We start from the raw sequence: 18674 nt of genomic DNA on the forward strand, positions 1-18674 counted from the left end.
GTAGCGGGAGGCGAATCATACAGCGTTAAAACCTGCTGTCAACTGCCTTTTTCACCGCTGCCGATCTGTGAGACCGAAGCCTTCCGATACCACCTGAACCGTTCAACTCATTGAATCTCAAGGAGTTTTGCGTTTCGACTGCGTCGGAAGTGGGGCGCATTATAAGGGGATTCAGAAGGGCGTCAACCGTTTATTTCAATTATTTGAAATATTTAGTGTGAGGACCTTAAGGCGAGCAGGCGCTTGCCGGATAGACGCCACAACACTCAGGGCGACCCAAGACCGTTCGCCAACTTTTCGTATCCCGCCTCTGACGCCCCGCTAGACTGATGCTTCTTACCGCCACGGACACTGCATGCCATGGCCAACGCCATCAGCGCCGACATCGCCATCATCGGCCGCATCAACGCAGTACCCGCCCTCCTCCAGGTCATCTGCGAGACCACCGGCATGCGCTTTGCCGCCGTGGCACGGGTGACCGAGAACAGTTGGACCGCCTGTGCCGTACTGGACAACCTGGGCCTGGGCCTCAAGCCTGGCGACGAACTCGACGTCACCACGACCTTGTGCCAGGAAACCCGCAGCAGCCACCAGACCATCGTGATCGACCAGGCCAGCGAGGACGAACAGTACGCCCGGCACCACGCGCCCCGGCTCTACCGTTTCGAAAGCTATATCTCAGTGCCGGTGCTGCGCACCGATGGCAGTTTCTTCGGCACCATCAGCGCCCTCGACCCCAGGCCCACCTCACTCAAGGGCAGCGCCATCCAACCCATGATGGAGTCATTCGCCCGCCTGCTGTCGATCCAGATAGAAAGCGAGGAAAGCGCCCAGCGCACCGAGCTGGCCCTGCAGAAGGAACGCGCCATGGCGGAGGTACGCGAGCAATTCATCGCGGTGCTCGGCCACGACCTGCGCAACCCATTGTTCGCCATCACTGCCGGGGCGGAGTTGCTCGTCCAGCGCCTGCAGGACGAACGCAACCGCGTCATCGCCCGCCATATCCAGACCTCCGGCAACCGCGCCGCCCAACTGGTGCGCGACATGCTGGACTTCGCCCGTGGCCGCCTGGGCAGCGGCATCCCCATCAACCAGCAACCCTGCCATGACCTGGGCGAGGCCCTGGCCCATGTCGCCTCGGAGCTGCAGCGCGTGCATCCACAGCGGCGGATCCAGCTGAACATCGGCGACATCGGCGGGCTGCACTGCGACCGCGAACGCATCGCCCAATTGCTCTCCAACCTGATCGCCAACGCCCTGGCCCATGGTGCCGCCGAAGAGCCGGTCACCGTCACCGCGACCCTGCACGACGGTATCTTCGTACTCAGCGTGCACAACCTGGGCGAGCCTATCCCGGCGCAGACCCTGGCACAGCTGTTTCAGCCCTTTTCCCGGCCGCTGTCCAGCAGGTCACAGCAAGGACTGGGGCTGGGGCTTTATATAGCCAACCAGATCGCCTTGGCCCACGGCGGTTCCATGGAGGTTGTATCGAACGCCCAGGTGGGGACGTTGTTCAGCTTCCGCCTGCCCGTCGCCCGGTCAACGGCCAGCACGCTCCCATGACGCTCAACGTTCGGCCTGCGCCTCATGCACCTGCACGCTGGCGGTCATCCCGGCACTGAGGATCATGCCCTGGGGAATATGGTCCAGGCGGATACGGACCGGAATGCGCTGGGCCAGGCGCACCCAGTTGAATGTCGGTTCAACCTCGGGCAACAGTTGGCTGTCGGGGTTGCTGTTGGTGTCGGTGATGCCACGGCTGATGCTTTGCACATGGCCGTCGATCGCCTCGCCGGCGCCCATCAGCCAGACTTTCACCGGGTCGCCGACGTGGATGCGCGGCAGCTTGGTCTCTTCGAAATACGCCTGGATATAGAAGGTGGCGTCATCCACCAGGGCCATGACCGATTGGCCGGTGTTGACGTAGTTGCCCTGGGCCAGGCGTAGGTTGGTGATGTGCCCGCTGCGCGGGGCCCTTACTTCGCTGCGTTCCAGGTTGATCCTGGCCACGTGCAATTGTGCCTGCGCCTCATGCAACTCGCCTCGGGCGACGGCAGCGTTGATCTGAGCGTTCTCGCGCAGTTCGGCGCTGATCGCATCCGGGCCCAAGGCCGTGCGCCGCGCCGCCTCGCGCTCGCGCAGGCGCAACTGATGGGCACGGGTCTCGGCCACGGCGTTGGCCTGGTCGAAAGCGGCCTGGAAACGCTCGCGATCGATGATCATGAGCAGATCGCCGGCCCTTACTTGCTGGTTGTCCTGGACCTTGAGCTCACGCACCCAACCGGACACATCCGGGGCGATCACCACCACATCCGCGCGCACCCGCGCATCGCGGGTCCAGGGCGTGAGCATGTAGTACTGCCACAAGTGATAACCGGCGAACACGGCGATGGCCACCACGCAGAGGGTAACGAAGGTACGTACGGCTGTACGCATGGGTATCACTCCTTACAAAGGCCCCAGGACATGCACCACCAGGGACAGGACACAAACGAACAATGCCGCATCGAACAGCGCCTCGTGCCAGATCCACCGCCCCAGCGGCGTGGCCTGCACCACCAGGCGCAGCAGGCCGGTAAGCAGCAGCGCCAGCAATGCATAGATCAGAAACGGGCTGAGCAGCACACCGCCCAGCGCCCACTCACGCAAGCCCATGGATTTCCTCCTGGCGACCGCACCACTTGCCCCAGCTGCTACGCAATTGCAGCGCCGCGCCAACAGCCAGGCGTAGCGGGTCGCTAGGTGGCTGACGATGCAGCGCCTCGATGAATTGCTCGGTCGCCGCATCCAGGCGCTGGCTACGCCCTGGTGCAGGCCCACTGGCCAGCACGGCTTCCAACTGCTGCAGGTAATGGCGTTCGGCTGGCCCCAACGGCGCCTGAGCCACGGCCAGGCACATGCGCAGGTGCACCAGCTCGTCACCGATGTCCAGTGCATGCACACCATCGTCCCAGCGCTTGCGCTCGGCCTCGGGCAATTCACTGGCGTGCCGGGCCAGTTGCATCAGACGATCGGCCATACGTCCACCGAACCAGCTGTCGGCACCGCGCAGGTCGCGCCGGGTCAGGCGCACCAGGTCGCTCTGGGTCGCCGCCCGCAGGCGACGCCCGAGCCAGGCCGGGTGGCGCAGCACCACCAGACGGAAGGCCATCACCGCGGCCCCGACACCCAGCAGCATGGCCTGGGCGCTGTTGAGCATGGTTGCGACATCGAACTGCATGGTATTGAGCGGCGCCACCAACACGATGAAATGCAGGCAATAGGACGTGGCGGTTGCACCGGTGCGCGGATGCGCCATGCCCAAGGCGCCCAGGAACAGCGGTACGCCCATCCCCAGGCAGAGCATGGCGAAACTGCTCCATTGCGGCAGCAGGATCTGCCCGACCAAAAAGGCCACGGGAATGGCGAGCAGGATGCCGCGCAGGAAACTCAGGCCGATCTGCGCGCCATTCTCGCGGCTGGCGAACAGGCTGCAGACGACGCAAGTCAGCACCAACCCGCCCGGTGCCGCCGGCCACGCGGTGGCCAGCCAGAAACCGGCCATGGTCAGGAAGGCCAGGGCGCTGCGTGAGCCGAACAGCAATGCCAGCGGTAAGTCGCGGTGCGCGGCCAGGCCCTGGGGCACATCTTTCGGCGCCCTGCCCTGTTCGGCGTCCTGCAAGGCCTGGGTCGCGGCCATGGCGATATCCAGCAACAGGGCCATGCGCGCCAGGCAATAGTGTTCGGCCGAGCTGATCTGCTCATCGTGGGCCGCATCCCAGATGCGCTGGCGCAACAACAGCAGGCTGGGCGAGTCGGGCTCGGCCAGTTGTGCGCGCACCTCGTTCAGCCAAGGCGCCAGCCGATCGGCCTCGGCTTCATCGAGCTGACGCCATTGGCGGCGCACCGAGCGTGAAATACGCAACAACACCATGAGCTTCTGGCTCAGCCCACGAATCGCCCTGGCCCGCTGGCGGCCACGGTTGCCTTCGAACCAGGCGTGTTCACGCTGAGCATCGATGGCGACGATCCGCCCGAGGATTTCCAGCAAGCCCTTGCGCGCCTCGTCCTCGCCGCCCAGCATGGCGCTGGAGGCCTGCAAGCCGTTGTGCCAGGCCTGGCGCGCTTGGCCTGCAAGCTGTTGCTCGACCCGCATCGGCCAGAGCAAGGCGCTGGTGGCCGTGGCGCAGACGATCCCCAGACAGATCTCGGTGCAGCGTGCCACCGCCTGGTCGAACACCTGCAGAGGGTGGTTGATCGATGGCAAGGCGATGATCGCCACGGTGTAGCCCGCCAGTACGAACGAGTAGGCCCACGCGCTGCGCAATTGGGTGGAGGCCGCTGTACACAGCGCCAACCACAACGCCAGGGTCAACAGGAACAGCCAGGGTGCCTGGGCGAACAGGCCGATGAACACCACCGACATGAACGTGCCCACCAGCGTGCCGGCCAGGCGGGCCAGGCCCTTCTGCACGACCATGCCCGAAAGCGGCTGGGCGACGATGAACGCGGTCATCAACGCCCATGAAGGTTGTTCCAGCCCCCAACGCATGGCCAGCCACAACGCCAGGCCACCCCCAAGCACGGTCTTGATGGCGAACTTGAGGGCGAGGTTGCTGGGTGCGAACAGGGCCTGGAGGGTAATGGGCACGAATCGGACCTTGCGGGCGGTGATGGTTAGAAAGATAGACAACGGCGCAAGGATAAAGCGTGATGAATTAATTAGCTAGCTAAGCATCATTTTGAGCCACACACCCGCCGCAAGGCGTTGATAATTCCAGGCAAAAAAAATGGGCGACCGAAGTCGCCCTAAATGCCTTGCGTGCTCATGAATCGGGAAGGATCAGCGCGGCTTGCGCTTGCTTGAGTCCTTCCAGATGAAAATGCCCAGACCGGCGAAGAACACCAACATCAACCCGACCGTTACCACACCGGCGATAACCACATTGTCGAAGAACATGTCGGCCTCCCGTTTCGTCTGCCGTTGTCCGATGGGTGCAAGGTAGCGAATACGGGGGAAGAGAAAATTGACCGGAGTCAATGGTGCCCTGGAGCGGGCACGCGAGGCGGGCGCAGGGTTGACCTGCGTCAAGTTTCAGCGCTTCTTCGGCTTGCCCTTGGGCTTTTTCTTCGGCTTACCCAGCGGCATGGCCTGCTCGAACGCCTGGCGTACTTCGTTCAGGCGTTTTTCCTTGAGGTCATGGATGCGTTTGGTGCGTTCGGCACCGAAATCGATCAGGTTGTCTTGGCTCATGGGCAGGCTCGACTGACAGCAGAGACTTGCATGATGAAGCCTGGCGCCCGTGCTGACCAGCTCAGACTTCGATGTCCACCAACAACCCCTGGCGGGTGCGTTCGCCCAGAGGAGCCACCGGCACGGTGTTGTCGGCGTTGAGCTCGTCGCCGGGCAAGGCGTTGTAGCGCTCGTCCTGGCCCTTCTGCCGACGTTGCTGCTGGCGACGCTGCTCCTCGCGCAGCAACAGGGCCTGCTCCTGAGGGTCGCGCTGGTGCTTGAGGTCCACGGTGCCATCAGTGGAAGCAGGCTGCGCCGGGACCACCGGAGGGATATCCGGAGTCGGTTTGACCGGGTCCTGTTGCGAAGTCACCGGTGCGGCACTGAGCGGGATGATCGGCGGCAGCATGGAAGGGTCTCCTGTAGCCACTGTATCGGCCGGTCATCGCTTGGACTTGAGCACCGGCCGATCGGAGTGTGCGGTGCATCACAACCTGGCGGGCGGGTTTTACTCGAGGTCTTCGCCCAACGGCTCGTCGGGCGGCGGGCTGGCTTCGCTCCAGGGCCGCTTGTAGACCTGCTGCCACACCGCATCCATATGTTCGCGTATCACCTGCGGTGCATTTTTCAACGATGCACTGTCTTCCCGCTCGCCGCCAATCGGCTCTTCGCCGGCCGGGGTGATCAGCGACTGGCCAGTGATGGTGTAGGCCGCCTGGCCTTCGCGCATCTCGATGGCGATGTCGTGCGGGTCGATGCCACCGCCACAGAAGGCATGGCTGGCCACGGTGAGTTCGGCGACACCGTCCTTGTTCAGGTCGCTGGCGTCGCTGACATCGGTGTAGAAGTCCACGTCCAGGTCCAGCCCCGGGCAGCTGGTTTCCTGCTCGATTTGCCAGCGCGGGGTGAACACGTCCGACTCGGCATTGCGCCCATACAGGGTGGCCTTGAGCATGACCTTGTCCACTTCTTGCTCGGTCTCGGCATCGGTGGCCTGGCCATCGACCCGGCTGAGCACCAGCAACCCTTCGCCGTCACGGTCACGGAAGTGCACGCTCTTGAGCGGCGTACGCACACCCAATACCTCCAGCTGTTCAGCCGGGATCGCAGGCAGGGTTTCGAAGTTCTTCTGTTCACAGGCGGCCAACAGCAGCAAGCTGCCCATGGCCAGGGAGGCGTTCAACCAGCGGTGCTTTGCAGCCATGTGGTATGGGCCCTCGTCGCAGCACGTTGTTCGTCGATGAAGCAGCTAGACTCTAGATTCTTTGGTCTACCGGCCCCTATCCGTTAACATAGTCGGCTTTTTCATCGCGGGAGTTCAGGCAGTATGGCGCAGCAGTATCAACCGGGGCAACGCTGGATCAGCGACAGCGAAGCCGAGCTCGGCCTGGGGACCATCCTGGCGCAGGATGGCCGCCTGTTGACCGTGCTCTACCCGGCCACTGGCGACACCCGCCAGTATTCCCTGCGCAATGCGCCGCTGACCCGCGTGCGTTTCTCGCCGGGCGATCAGATCACGCATTTCGAAGGCTGGAAACTGACCGTACGCGAGGTCGAGGATGCCGATGGGCTGCTGGTCTACCACGGCCTCGACGGGCATAACCAAGCCCGCGTGCTGCCGGAAACCCAGCTTTCCAACTTCATCCAGTTCCGCCTGGCCAGCGACCGCCTGTTCGCCGGGCAGATCGACCCGCTGTCCTGGTTCTCCCTGCGCTACAACACCCTGCAACACACCAGCAAGCAGATGCTGTCGACGCTCTGGGGCCTGGGCGGCTGCCGCGCGCAACCTATCGCCCACCAGTTGCACATCGCCCGCGAAGTCGCCGACCGGATCGCGCCGCGCGTATTGCTGGCCGACGAAGTGGGCCTGGGCAAGACCATCGAAGCCGGCCTGGTGATCCATCGCCAGCTGCTCAATGGCCGCGCCAGCCGCGTGCTGATACTGGTGCCGGAAAACCTCCAGCACCAGTGGTTGGTGGAAATGCGCCGCCGCTTCAACCTGCAGGTGGCGTTGTTCGATGCCGAGCGCTTCATCGAAAGCGACGCCAGCAACCCGTTCGAGGACGCCCAGCTCGCCCTGGTGGCGCTGGAATGGCTGGTGGACGACGAGAAAGCCCAGGACGCCCTGTTCGCGGCGGGCTGGGACCTGATGGTGGTCGACGAAGCCCACCACCTGGTCTGGCATGAAGAACAGGCCAGCCCGGAATATACCCTGGTCGAGCAACTGGCCCAGGTCATACCTGGCGTGCTGCTGCTCACCGCGACCCCCGAGCAGCTGGGCCAGGACAGCCACTTCGCCCGCCTGCGCCTGCTCGACCCCAACCGCTTCCATGACCTGGCCGCCTTCCGCGCCGAGAGCGAGCACTATCGCCCGGTGGCAGAAGCCGTTCAGGAACTGCTCGACGAAGGCCGCCTTTCGCCCAAGGCCCATGCCACCATCGCCGGCTTCCTTGGCGCCGAGGGCGAGGCACTGCTAGGCGCGATCAGTGACGGCGACAGCCAGGCCAGCGCACGGCTGATCCGCGAACTGCTCGACCGCCATGGCACCGGCCGCGTGCTGTTCCGTAACACCCGTGCGGCGATCCAGGGCTTCCCCGAGCGCCAGTTGCACCCCTACCCGCTGCCCAACCCGCAGCAATACGTCGACCTGCCGAGCGGCGAACGTGCCGAGTTGTACCCGGAAGTGGCCTTCCAGGCCCAAGGCGAAGCCGGCGACGACGAACGCTGGTGGCGTTTCGATCCGCGGGTGGACTGGCTGATCGACACCCTGAAGATGCTCAAGCGCACCAAGGTCCTGGTGATCTGCGCCCACGCCGAGACCGCCATGGACCTGGAAGACGCCCTGCGCGTACGCTCCGGCATCCCGGCCACGGTCTTCCATGAAGGCATGAGCATCCTCGAGCGCGACCGTGCCGCCGCCTACTTCGCCGACGAGGAATTTGGCGCCCAGGTACTGATCTGTTCGGAAATCGGCAGCGAAGGCCGCAACTTCCAGTTCGCCCATCACTTGGTGATGTTCGACCTGCCGGCGCACCCGGACCTGCTCGAGCAGCGTATCGGCCGCCTCGACCGGATCGGCCAGAAGCACACCATCGAACTGCATATCCCCTACCTGCAGGACAGCCCGCAAGAGCGCCTGTTCCAGTGGTACCACCTGGGCCTGAACGCCTTCCTCAACACCTGCCCGACCGGCAACGCGCTGCAACACCAGTTCGGCCCGCGTCTGTTGGCGTTGCTCGAGGGCGGCGATGCCAAGGCCTGGGAGACGCTGGTGGGCGAGGCACGAACCGAGCGTGAACGCCTGGAAGCCGAGCTGCACACCGGCCGCGACCGCTTGCTGGAGCTCAACTCCGGCGGTGCCGGCGAAGGCCAGGCGCTGGTCGAGGACATTCTCGAGCAGGACGACCAGTTCGCCCTGCCGATCTACATGGAGACCCTGTTCGACGCCTTCGGCATCGACAGCGAAGACCATTCGGAAAACGCCCTGATCCTCAAGCCGAGCGAGAAGATGCTCGACGCCAGCTTCCCGCTGGGCGACGACGAAGGCGTGACCATCACCTACGACCGCAACCAGGCGCTGTCGCGCGAGGACATGCAGTTCCTGACCTGGGAGCACCCGATGGTCCAGGGCGGCATGGACCTGGTACTGTCCGGCTCCATGGGCAACACCGCCGTGGCGCTGATCAAGAACAAGGCGCTCAAGCCCGGCACCGTGCTGCTCGAGCTGCTCTATGTCAGCGAGGTGGTAGCCCCGCGGAGCCTGCAGCTGGGCCGTTATCTGCCTCCGGCCGCCCTGCGCTGCCTGCTCGATGCCAACGGCAACGACCTGGCCCCGCGCGTGGCCTTCGAAACCCTCAACGACCAGCTGGAAAGCGTGCCCAAGGCCAGCGCCAACAAGTTCGTCCAGGCTCAGCGTGACGTGCTGGCCAAGCGTATCGCCGATGGCGAGGCCAAGGTCATGCCGACCCATGTCGAGCGTGTGGCCGAGGCCCAGCGCCGCCTGGCAGCGCAGGCCGACGAAGAACTGGCTCGCCTGACCGCGCTCAAGGCCGTCAACCCGAGCGTGCGTGACAGCGAGATCGATGCCCTGCGCAAGCAGCGTGAAGACGGGCTGGCAATGCTCGACAAGGCCGCCCTGCGCCTGGAGGCGATCCGCGTGCTGGTCGCCGGCTGATTGCGCGGTAAAAAGGGCTGCTTTGCAGCCCATCGCGGCACAAGGCCGCTTCTACAAGGACGGCCCTCGCCTCCTGTAGGAGCGGCCTTATGCCGCGAAAGGGGCGTAAAACGCTCCCGCACCTTAGAACGCCCCGCTATCAAGCCAATATCCAAATGGTTGAAATCAAAATGCCATTAACCAGGCTGACTTAAACGCTCATTCCTATACTGCTGCTGAACAGTCTCCTCCGGCTTTTTGGGGACGAGTGAGAACTCGACGAAGAGGCGAGCAATGGAGTGGTTGGGACTGCACCTGTTCGACACGCTGCCGGCAACCGGCCAAATCATCCTCGACTGCCGCCACGATCCCCTCTTGGTGCTGCTTGCCTATGGGATTGCGTGCATCGCCTGCTTCGCGACCCTGGACATGACCGAGCGCCAGAGCCAAAGCGAAGACCCCACCGCCCGTCGACAATGGCGTGTGCTTGGCGCTTGTTGCCTGGCGGCTGGCATCTGGGCGCTGCACTTCACTAGCCTATTGGCCCTGCAAGCACCGGTGGACGTGCGCTACGACGTACCCTTGACCGGCCTGTCGCTGCTGATCGCCCTGCTCACCGCCTGGCTGACGATGAACAGCCTCGATCGCGTCGACATGCGCCCTCGCCATTACGTGAAGGGTGCCCTGTTCATCGGGCTGGGCGTCACGGTAATGCACTACGTGGGCATGGCAGCGCTGAACACCAGCGCACGCCCGTACTATCACCCCGAACTGTCATTGGCTTCGCTGGGCATCGCCATGGCGGCCAGCCTCGCGGCCTTGCTGATGGCGCGCTTTTTCAGCAAGGGCAGCGGCACCCTGCACCTGGCCAGCAAATACGCGGCCAGCCTGCTCATGGGCGGCGGCCTGCTGCTGACCCACTTCGCCAGCATGGCTGCGATGACCCTGGTGGTGCCGGCCGGCAGCGCCCTGCACCTGCCTTCGGTCGACAACAGCCTGCAACTGGCCCTGACCGTGGCCTTCATCACCCTGTTGATCAGCGGCAGCAGCATCAGTGCCGCCCTGGCGGACCGCAAGCTGCAAAGCAAGGAGCACGACCTGCGCCGGGTCAACATGCTGCTCAGCCAGCTGGACCAGGCCCGCGCTTCGTTGCAACAGGCGGCTCATTACGATGCCCTGACCAACCTGGTCAACCGCCGTGGGTTCAACCAGGTATTCGCCGAGCGCCTGGCAGAACTCTCGGTCAACGAAAGCATGCTGGCCGTGATGTTCCTCGATATCGACCACTTCAAGCGCATCAATGACAGCCTCGGCCATGCCGCCGGCGATGAATTGCTCAAAGTGATTGCCGGCCATATCAAGGCCGCTACCCGCAACCACGACCTGGTGGCACGCTTCGGTGGCGACGAATTCTGCATCGTCACCAGCCTCAACAGCCGTGACGAGGCACGCCACCTGGCGCAGCGCATCATGCAGCGGATGAAGGACCCGATCGACCTGGGGGGCCGGCGCATGGTCATGACCACCAGCATCGGCATCAGCATCTTCCCCGATGACGGGCGCACCGCCGAGGAACTGCTCAAGAACGCTGACCTTGCGCTTTACCAGTCCAAAGGCTGCGGTCGCAACAGCCTGAACTTCTTCAACAACAGCCTGAAGACCCGCGCGACGCTAGAGTTGCAACTGGAGGAGGAGCTGCGGATCGCGCTGCTCGAAGAGCGTGGCTTGTGCGTGCACTACCAACCGATCTTCGACCTGCACAACGGCCAGGTGGCCAAGCTGGAAGCCCTGGTGCGCTGGCAACACCCCCAGCATGGCCTGCTGAGCCCGGACCGCTTCATCGGCATCGCCGAGGCCAATGGCCTGATCGCCGACCTCGACCTTTGGGTGTTGCACCGCGCCTGCAAGGACCTGGCCTCGCTGCATCGCCAGGGCCACGCCAACCTCAAGGTCACGGTCAACTGCTCGGCCGTGACCCTGGGCCGCGAGGTATTGCCCAACGAAGTGGAAATGGCCTTGTTCGAGGCTGGCCTGGCTCCAAGGTACCTGGAGTTGGAGGTCACCGAGAATGCGCTGATGGGCGATATCCAGCGGGTCGTCAGCCTGCTCAAGCGGGTACGCGCACAGGGCGTTGCCTTGTCGATCGATGATTTCGGCACGGGCTATTCATCGCTGGCTTACCTCAAGCGTCTGCCCCTGGACGTGCTGAAGATCGATCGATCGTTCATCCAGGAAGTACCCGGCAGCCAGAAGGACCGCGAGATCGTTCAGGCCATCATCGTCATGGCCCACACCCTGCACCTGCAGGTGGTAACCGAAGGCGTCGAGACCCTCGAACAACACGCGTTCCTCGCCGCCCATGGTTGCGATTACCTGCAGGGCTACCTGCTCAGCCGCCCGGTGGCGCTGGCCGAGCTGCGGTCGACCCTCGAGCGGCTCGACTGCCAGGCCGCAGGCTTCAATCCTTGTTGCGATACAGTTCGACCAAGGTCGCTGGATCTTTTTGCAGATACCCCTGGCTACCATGCAAGCGCATCAGTTGCGCGGCAAGGCCACTGACCGGGGTCGCCGAACCCTGCTCGCGGGAAAACTTCACGGCGGTATCCAGGTCCTTGAGCAACGTGCGCACATGCCATTTGATCGGCTCGAAGCGGCTCTCGGCCATCTGCGGCGCGAGGATCTGCAACGGCTTGGAGTCGGCGAAGCCTCCGGCCAGGGCCTCGGCGATCAACCGCGCATCCACACCGGACTGCTCGGCCAGGGCCACCACCTCGGCAATCACCAGAGCATTGCAGGCGACAATCATCTGGTTGCAGGCCTTGGTCACCTGGCCTGCGCCGACGGCGCCCATGTGGGTCACCCGCTGCCCGAGCGTCAACAGCACCGGGCGGGCGCGCTCCAAGTCCTGCTGCTCGCCGCCGACCATGATCGCCAGGGTACCCGCCTCGGCCCCCGGGGTGCCACCGGACACCGGGGCATCCAGCCAGGCCATGCCACACAGCGCCGCCAACTCGGCGGCCATCTCACGGGTGGCGGTCGGCTCCAGGCTGGAGAAGTCCACCAGCAACTGCCCTTCGTGCCCACCTTCGGCGACACCTGCCTCGCCGAACACCACCTCGCGCACCACCGCCGTGTCAGCCAGGCACAGCAGCACCATGTCGGTATCGCGGCACAACTCGGCAGGGGTCGCGGCCAGCCGTGCGCCAGCGGCCACCAGTTCGGCACATTTTTCCGGGCTACGGTTCCATACCGTCAAGGGGTAACCCGCCGCCAGCAAGCGCCGACACATCGGCAACCCCATCAGGCCGATCCCGGCGAACCCCAGCGAAGGCAATGCAGTACTCATGAGCGACTCCATAACAGATGAACAAGAAGCACGGAGGCGGATCATACATCGCCGTGCTGTCGCGCATGGCACACAGGCCCATGCGTAACGAACAGAGCCTGATTACGCATATCGTAAACTGTTACCGCAGTGCCGAATTCCCAGCCACTGTTACCAACGGCCACCTTGGCTGAACGCCGACAAGCATCCGTTGCCCTGCTCTGTGCATTTTCACGCACCAAAACGGAGCAGCATCACTGGGCTTTCTTTTCTTGCATCACCACGAACGGCGAAACCACCACCGCCCAGATCGGCGGATCACGGCGCTGGAAGTCGAGCGCCTGCTCCGCGGAAACGGGCGCGACAGTGCCATCATCACGCCACTTGGCGAAGATCTCGCTGCGATTCTCGGCCATTGCCTCGGCAACGGCGATGAGGTCCAGGCTCGGGTCGACCCAAATCAGGTCACCCTTGGCCCAGAAACGCTCCAGTGCCTTCCACTCGATGGTTGCCGTCTCGCCGAGCAATTTGGCATAGAGGGTGCTTACTTGATCGGTCATGGGTTGCTCCAAAAAAATTCGGCCAGGAAAAAAGGCCGGCATTTTTGCAGAAAAACCCGGTTTCAAATATGTAATTTGATCGATTAACCCCGAAGTTGTGGGGTGGGGGCAAAGATGCAGGCAAAGTAATGGCGCTTTTCTGTATCTTTGTTTCGATCAGGCGACACCCTGGGAAACTGGCACTTTTCGCCCGCTTTTCAAGCGCTCGAAGGGCGCTCTACACTGTACCGGTACAGTTCCGGGACATGTTCCGGGGGAAGGTGGGCTTGCGACATGGCGTGGCCGTGCCGGAGACCACCCGATCTGTAGCCCTGGCCGCCAGGACTATAAGAATTACAACAGAATGAGTGGAGCACTATGATCAAGATTTCCAAGCTGTTCGCCGCAATGGTACTGGCCGGGGTCGCCAGCCATTCGTTTGCCGCCGATACCATCAAGATCGGTATCGCCGGGCCCAAGACCGGTCCGGTCACCCAGTACGGCGACATGCAGTTCGTTGGCGCCAAGCAGGCCATCAAGGACATCAACGCCAAGGGTGGCATCGACGGCAAGATGCTCGAAGCCAAGGAATACGACGACGCCTGCGACCCTAAACAGGCCGTGGCCGTCGCCAACAAAGTGGTCAACGACGGCGTCAAGTTCGTGGTCGGCCACCTGTGCTCCAGCTCCACCCAGCCTGCGTCCGATATCTACGAAGACGAAGGCGTGATCATGATCACCCCGGCTGCCACCAGCCCGGAAATCACCGCCCGTGGCTACAAGCTGGTGTTCCGCACCATCGGCCTGGACAGCGCCCAGGGCCCAGCCGCCGGCAACTACATCGCCGATCACGTCAAGCCGAAGATCGTCGCGGTCCTGCACGACAAGCAGCAGTACGGCGAAGGTATCGCCACCGCGGTCAAACAGACCCTGGAAGGCAAGAACGTCAAAGTCGCGGTCTTCGAAGGCCTGAACGCCGGTGACAAGGACTTCTCCTCGATCATCCAGAAGCTCAAGCAGAACAATGTCGACTTCGTCTATTACGGCGGCTACCACCCAGAGCTGGGCCTGATCCTGCGCCAAGCCCAGGAAAAAGGCCTGAAGGCCAAGTTCATGGGTCCGGAAGGCGTCGGCAACGACTCCATTTCGCAGATCGCCCAGAATGCCTCCGAAGGCCTGCTGGTCACCCTGCCCAAGTCGTTCGACGCCGACCCGGCGAACAAGGCCATCGTCGACGCCATCAAGGCCGACGGCAAGGACCCGAGCGGTCCGTTCGTGTTCCCGGCCTACTCCGCCGTCCAGGTGATCGCTGACGGTATCAAGGCCGCCGGCTCCAGCGACGACGCCGAGAAAGTGGCCGAGGCAATCCACAAGGGCACCTTCAAGACCCCGACCGGCGACCTGTCGTTCGACGACAAGGGCGACCTCAAAGACTTCAAGTTCGTGGTCTACGAATGGCACTTCGGCAAGCCGAAGACCGAAGTCTCCCCTCAGTAACTGCGTGACTAATAGCTGACCGTAAAAGCCCACTGTGCGAGCAGTGGGCTTTGTTTTACGAGGTTCATGGGCCTGATCCCCGCGATCCGGGGGCGGGCCCACCTGAAAATCTTAAAACCGTCACCCGCGGTTTCCTGGCCGTACCCCTGCCAGTGAAATGCAAATCAGGTTTTTAGGAGCGCTGTAATGCCTGAGATCTACCATTTCTTCCAACAACTGGTTAATGGATTGACCATCGGCAGCACCTATGCCTTGATCGCCATCGGCTACACCATGGTGTACGGCATCATCGGCATGATCAACTTCGCCCACGGCGAGGTGTACATGATCGGTTCCTACGTGGCCTTCATCGCTCTGGCGGGCCTGGCCATGATGGGCATCGATTCGCTGCCCCTGCTGATGACCGTGGCCTTCATCGCCACCATCGTCGTGACCAGTGCCTATGGCTACAGCATCGAACGGGTTGCCTACCGCCCCCTGCGCAACAGCAACCGCCTGATCCCGCTGATTTCCGCCATCGGCATGTCGATCTTCCTGCAGAACACCGTCCTGCTTTCGCAGGATTCCAAGGACAAGTCCATCCCCAACCTGATTCCCGGATCCATCTCCTTCGGGCCAGGCGGTGCCGAGGAAGTGCTGGTGTCCTACATGCAGATCCTGGTGTTCGTGGTCACCCTGGTAGCCATGACCTGCCTGACCCTGTTCATCTCCCGTTCCCGCCTGGGGCGCGCCTGCCGTGCCTGCGCCGAGGACATCAAGATGGCCAACCTGCTGGGCATCAACACCAATAACATCATCGCCCTGACCTTCGTCATCGGTGCCGCGCTGGCGGCGGTGGCGGCCGTGCTGCTGAGCATGCAGTACGGGGTGATCAACCCCAACGCCGGTTTCCTGGTGGGCCTGAAGGCCTTCACCGCGGCGGTTCTGGGCGGCATCGGCAGTATCCCGGGCGCCATGCTCGGTGGCCTGGTGCTGGGCGTGGCCGAAGCCTTCGGCGCCGACATCTTCGGCGACCAGTACAAGGACGTGGTGGCATTCGGACTCTTGGTTCTTGTCCTGCTGTTCCGGCCGACCGGCATCCTGGGCCGTCCGGAGGTTGAAAAAGTATGAACAGAAATCTCAAACAGGCGCTGTTCAGCGTCGCCTTGGTCTGGGCCGTGGCCTTCCCGGTGCTGGGCCTGAAGCTCAGCATCGACGGCATCAACCTGGTGGTTCACAGCCAGGGGCCGTTCACCCTCTCGATCATCGCCATCTGCTCGGTGCTGATGTTCTTGCGCGTGCTGTTCGACAAGCAGTGGAGCGCAATGATGCGCGGGCGCTCCGACCGCAAGCTGGTTCCGGCGTCGGTCACCAACTACCTGACCCTGCCCAAGACCCAGCGCTGGGTCATCATGGGCCTGATCGTGGTGGCGCTGGTCTGGCCGTTCTTCGGCTCGCGGGGCGCGGTCGACATCGCCACGCTGATCCTCATCTACGTGCTGCTGGGCCTTGGCCTGAACATCGTGGTGGGCCTGGCGGGCCTGCTGGACCTCGGCTACGTCGGCTTCTACGCCGTCGGCGCCTACAGCTACGCCCTGCTGTCGCACTACTTCGGCCTGAGCTTCTGGATCTGCCTGCCGATCGCCGGCCTCATGGCGGCGACCTTCGGCTTCCTGCTCGGCTTCCCGGTGCTGCGCCTGCGGGGTGACTACCTGGCGATCGTGACCCTGGGCTTTGGCGAGATCATCCGCCTGTTCCTGCGTAACCTCACCGGCCTGACCGGTGGCCCCAACGGCATCAGCAACATCGAGAAACCGACCTTCTTCGGCCTGACCTTCGAACGTCGCGCCGCCGAAGGGATGCAGACCTTCCATGAGTTCTTCGGCCTGCAGTACAACTCGATCAACAAAGTGATCTTCCTCTACCTGGTCGCCCTGTTGCTGGCGTTGCTGGCGCTGTTCGTGATCAACCGCCTGCTGCGCATGCCGATCGGCCGCGCCTGGGAAGCGCTGCGCGAGGACGAGATCGCCTGTCGTGCACTGGGCCTGAACCCGACCGTGATCAAGCTGTCGGCCTTCACCCTGGGTGCCTGCTTCGCCGGTTTCGCCGGCAGCTTCTTCGCTGCGCGCCAAGGGCTGGTAACACCGGAGTCGTTCACCTTCATCGAGTCGGCGATCATCCTCGCCATCGTCGTGCTCGGCGGCATGGGCTCTCAGTTGGGCGTGATCCTCGCGGCCATCGTGATGATCCTGCTGCCGGAGCTGATGCGTGAGTTCAGCGAGTACCGCATGTTGATGTTCGGTGCGCTGATGGTGTTGATGATGATCTGGCGTCCGCAGGGCCTGCTGCCCATGCAACGTCCCCATATGGAGCTGCGTCGATGAGCCGCGAAATTCTGCAAGTCAGCGGCCTGAGCATGCGCTTCGGCGGCTTGTTGGCGGTCAACGGCGTGGGCCTGACCGTCAAGGAAAAACAGGTGGTGGCATTGATCGGCCCCAACGGTGCAGGCAAGACCACCGTGTTCAACTGCCTGACCGGCTTCTACAAGCCCAGCGGCGGCACCATCCTGCTCGATGGCCAGCCGATCCAGGGCCTGGCCGGCCACCAGATCGCCCGCAAGGGCGTGGTACGGACTTTCCAGAACGTGCGCCTGTTCAAGGAGATGACCGCGCTGGAAAACCTGCTGATCGCCCAGCACCGCCATTTGAACACCAATTTCTTCGCCGGCCTGTTCAAGACACCGAGCTTCAGCCGCAGCGAGAAGGAGGCCATGGAGCGCGCGCAGTACTGGCTGGAGAAGGTCAACCTGACCGAGTTCGCCAACCGTACCGCCGGCACCCTGGCCTACGGCCAGCAGCGCCGCCTGGAAATCGCCCGCTGCATGATGACCCAGCCCCGGATCATCATGCTCGACGAACCCGCCGCCGGCCTGAACCCCAAGGAGACCGAGGACCTCAAGGCCCTGATCGCCTACCTGCGCGAATCCCACAACGTGACCGTGCTGCTGATCGAGCACGACATGAAGCTGGTGATGAGCATTTCCGACCACATCGTGGTGATCAACCAGGGCACGCCCCTGGCCGATGGCACGCCGGAAGAGATTCGCGGCAACCCTGATGTGATCAAGGCCTACCTGGGGGAGGCGTAAATGCTGAAGTTCGAGAACGTTTCCACCTTCTACGGCAAGATCCAGGCGCTGCACAGTGTCAACGTGGAGATCAACCAAGGCGAGATCGTCACCCTGATCGGCGCCAACGGCGCCGGCAAGTCGACCCTGCTGATGACCCTCTGTGGCTCACCACAGGCTCACAGTGGCAGCATCAAGTACCTGGGTGAGGAGCTGGTCGGCCAGCCCTCTTCGCACATCATGCGCAAGAGCATCGCGGTGGTGCCGGAAGGCCGCCGTGTGTTCGCCCGCCTGACCGTGGAAGAGAACCTGGCGATGGGCGGCTTCTTCACCAACAAGGGCGACTACCAAGAGCAGTTGGACAAGGTCCTGCAGCTGTTCCCTCGCCTGAAGGAGCGCTACGTGCAGCGTGGCGGCACCATGTCCGGCGGCGAGCAGCAGATGCTGGCCATCGGCCGGGCGCTGATGAGCAAGCCCAAGCTGCTGTTGCTCGACGAACCGTCCCTGGGCCTGGCGCCGATCATCATCCAGCAGATCTTCGACATCATCGAACAACTACGCCGCGACGGCGTGACGGTGTTCCTGGTGGAGCAGAACGCCAACCAGGCGTTGAAGATCGCCGATCGCGCCTATGTGCTGGAGAACGGCAAGGTGGTGATGCAGGGTACCGGCGAAGCATTGCTGGTAGACCCGAAAGTGCGCGACGCCTACCTGGGCGGTTGAGCACCACGGGTTGGTAAAAAGGGCCTTCGCAGACTGTGTGAAAACACACTGATAGGCCCTAGACCAAACGCCCCGACTTGTTCGGGGCGTTTGTTTTTGTGCTGAAAAAAGGCTCTTCA

Annotated in this window: 17 protein-coding genes; 8 read left to right on the forward strand and 9 right to left on the reverse strand. The window is 63.2% G+C overall.

Translation table 11 applies throughout. The features are described from left to right. The first annotated feature begins 360 nt into the window (after positions 1-360). The gene (locus tag IRZ56_RS22020) at positions 361-1563 is read left to right on the forward strand and encodes a sensor histidine kinase (protein WP_196146885.1); all 1203 of its coding nucleotides are present in this window, start codon (positions 361-363) and stop codon (positions 1561-1563) included. A 3-nt stretch (positions 1564-1566) separates the two neighbouring features. Here the strand turns inward: IRZ56_RS22020 and IRZ56_RS22025 are convergent, their stop codons facing one another. The 7 genes from IRZ56_RS22025 to IRZ56_RS22055 form a co-directional block, all read right to left on the reverse strand. Then, positions 1567-2436, reverse strand: coding sequence for an HlyD family secretion protein (locus IRZ56_RS22025; RefSeq protein ID WP_196146886.1), 870 nt, complete (start codon positions 2434-2436; stop codon positions 1567-1569). Positions 2437-2448: 12 nt separating this feature from the next. Next, positions 2449-2655, reverse strand: a complete 207-nt coding sequence (locus IRZ56_RS22030; RefSeq protein WP_084856114.1) for a DUF1656 domain-containing protein — start codon at positions 2653-2655, stop codon at positions 2449-2451. Next, positions 2642-4630 (reverse strand): FUSC family protein, encoded by a 1989-nt coding sequence (locus IRZ56_RS22035; RefSeq protein WP_196146887.1) that lies wholly within the window; start codon positions 4628-4630, stop codon positions 2642-2644. The genes IRZ56_RS22030 and IRZ56_RS22035 overlap by 14 nt, the downstream gene beginning before the upstream one ends. Positions 4631-4822: 192 nt before the next feature. Continuing rightward, entirely contained in the window at positions 4823-4939 is a 117-nt protein-coding gene (ccoM, locus tag IRZ56_RS23315; protein ID WP_301178464.1) for a cytochrome c oxidase subunit CcoM, read from the reverse strand. Positions 4940-5074: 135 nt separating this feature from the next. Then, complete coding sequence (locus IRZ56_RS22045; RefSeq protein WP_196146888.1) at positions 5075-5233, reverse strand: hypothetical protein; 159 nt, start codon at positions 5231-5233, stop codon at positions 5075-5077. Between the two features lie 61 nt (positions 5234-5294). Then, positions 5295-5621, reverse strand: a complete 327-nt coding sequence (locus IRZ56_RS22050; RefSeq protein ID WP_196146889.1) for an aspartate-semialdehyde dehydrogenase — start codon at positions 5619-5621, stop codon at positions 5295-5297. 99 nt (positions 5622-5720) lie between these two features. Next, positions 5721-6416 (reverse strand): M949_RS01915 family surface polysaccharide biosynthesis protein, encoded by a 696-nt coding sequence (locus IRZ56_RS22055; protein WP_196146890.1) that lies wholly within the window; start codon positions 6414-6416, stop codon positions 5721-5723. Positions 6417-6539: 123 nt separating this feature from the next. On the opposite strand from IRZ56_RS22055, the gene rapA reads away from it, so the two are divergent. Together rapA and IRZ56_RS22065 are read left to right on the forward strand one after the other, a co-directional pair. Continuing rightward, entirely contained in the window at positions 6540-9386 is a 2847-nt protein-coding gene (rapA, locus tag IRZ56_RS22060) for an RNA polymerase-associated protein RapA (protein WP_196146891.1), read from the forward strand. 273 nt (positions 9387-9659) lie between these two features. Then, positions 9660-11924: a putative bifunctional diguanylate cyclase/phosphodiesterase gene (locus IRZ56_RS22065; RefSeq protein WP_196146892.1), complete on the forward strand. Its 2265-nt coding sequence runs from the start codon at positions 9660-9662 to the stop codon at positions 11922-11924. Here the strand turns inward: IRZ56_RS22065 and IRZ56_RS22070 are convergent. Both IRZ56_RS22070 and IRZ56_RS22075 read right to left on the reverse strand, forming a co-directional pair. Beyond that, positions 11824-12711, reverse strand: a complete 888-nt coding sequence (locus tag IRZ56_RS22070) for an NAD(P)-dependent oxidoreductase (RefSeq protein WP_196146893.1) — start codon at positions 12709-12711, stop codon at positions 11824-11826. The two genes, IRZ56_RS22065 and IRZ56_RS22070, sit on opposite strands and share 101 nt — an antisense overlap. Positions 12712-12944: 233 nt before the next feature. Beyond that, on the reverse strand, positions 12945-13250 hold the full coding sequence (locus IRZ56_RS22075; protein ID WP_196146894.1) for a DUF2288 domain-containing protein: 306 nt from the start codon (positions 13248-13250) through the stop codon (positions 12945-12947). 357 nt (positions 13251-13607) lie between these two features. On the opposite strand from IRZ56_RS22075, the gene IRZ56_RS22080 reads away from it, so the two are divergent. From IRZ56_RS22080 to IRZ56_RS22100, 5 genes are all read left to right on the forward strand, one after another. After that, complete coding sequence (locus IRZ56_RS22080) at positions 13608-14726, forward strand: branched-chain amino acid ABC transporter substrate-binding protein (protein ID WP_196146895.1); 1119 nt, start codon at positions 13608-13610, stop codon at positions 14724-14726. 186 nt (positions 14727-14912) lie between these two features. Next, positions 14913-15836 (forward strand): high-affinity branched-chain amino acid ABC transporter permease LivH, encoded by a 924-nt coding sequence (gene livH / locus IRZ56_RS22085; RefSeq protein ID WP_084856094.1) that lies wholly within the window; start codon positions 14913-14915, stop codon positions 15834-15836. After that, positions 15833-17089, forward strand: coding sequence for a high-affinity branched-chain amino acid ABC transporter permease LivM (locus tag IRZ56_RS22090; protein WP_196146896.1), 1257 nt, complete (start codon positions 15833-15835; stop codon positions 17087-17089). The genes livH and IRZ56_RS22090 overlap by 4 nt, the downstream gene beginning before the upstream one ends. Continuing rightward, complete coding sequence (livG, locus tag IRZ56_RS22095; RefSeq protein ID WP_196146897.1) at positions 17086-17853, forward strand: high-affinity branched-chain amino acid ABC transporter ATP-binding protein LivG; 768 nt, start codon at positions 17086-17088, stop codon at positions 17851-17853. The genes IRZ56_RS22090 and livG overlap by 4 nt, the downstream gene beginning before the upstream one ends. Next, on the forward strand, positions 17854-18555 hold the full coding sequence (locus tag IRZ56_RS22100) for an ABC transporter ATP-binding protein (protein WP_043215137.1): 702 nt from the start codon (positions 17854-17856) through the stop codon (positions 18553-18555). Positions 18556-18674 lie beyond the last annotated feature (119 nt).

This window comes from Pseudomonas guariconensis, assembly GCF_015680235.1.
Lineage (GTDB): Bacteria > Pseudomonadota > Gammaproteobacteria > Pseudomonadales > Pseudomonadaceae > Aquipseudomonas > Aquipseudomonas guariconensis_A.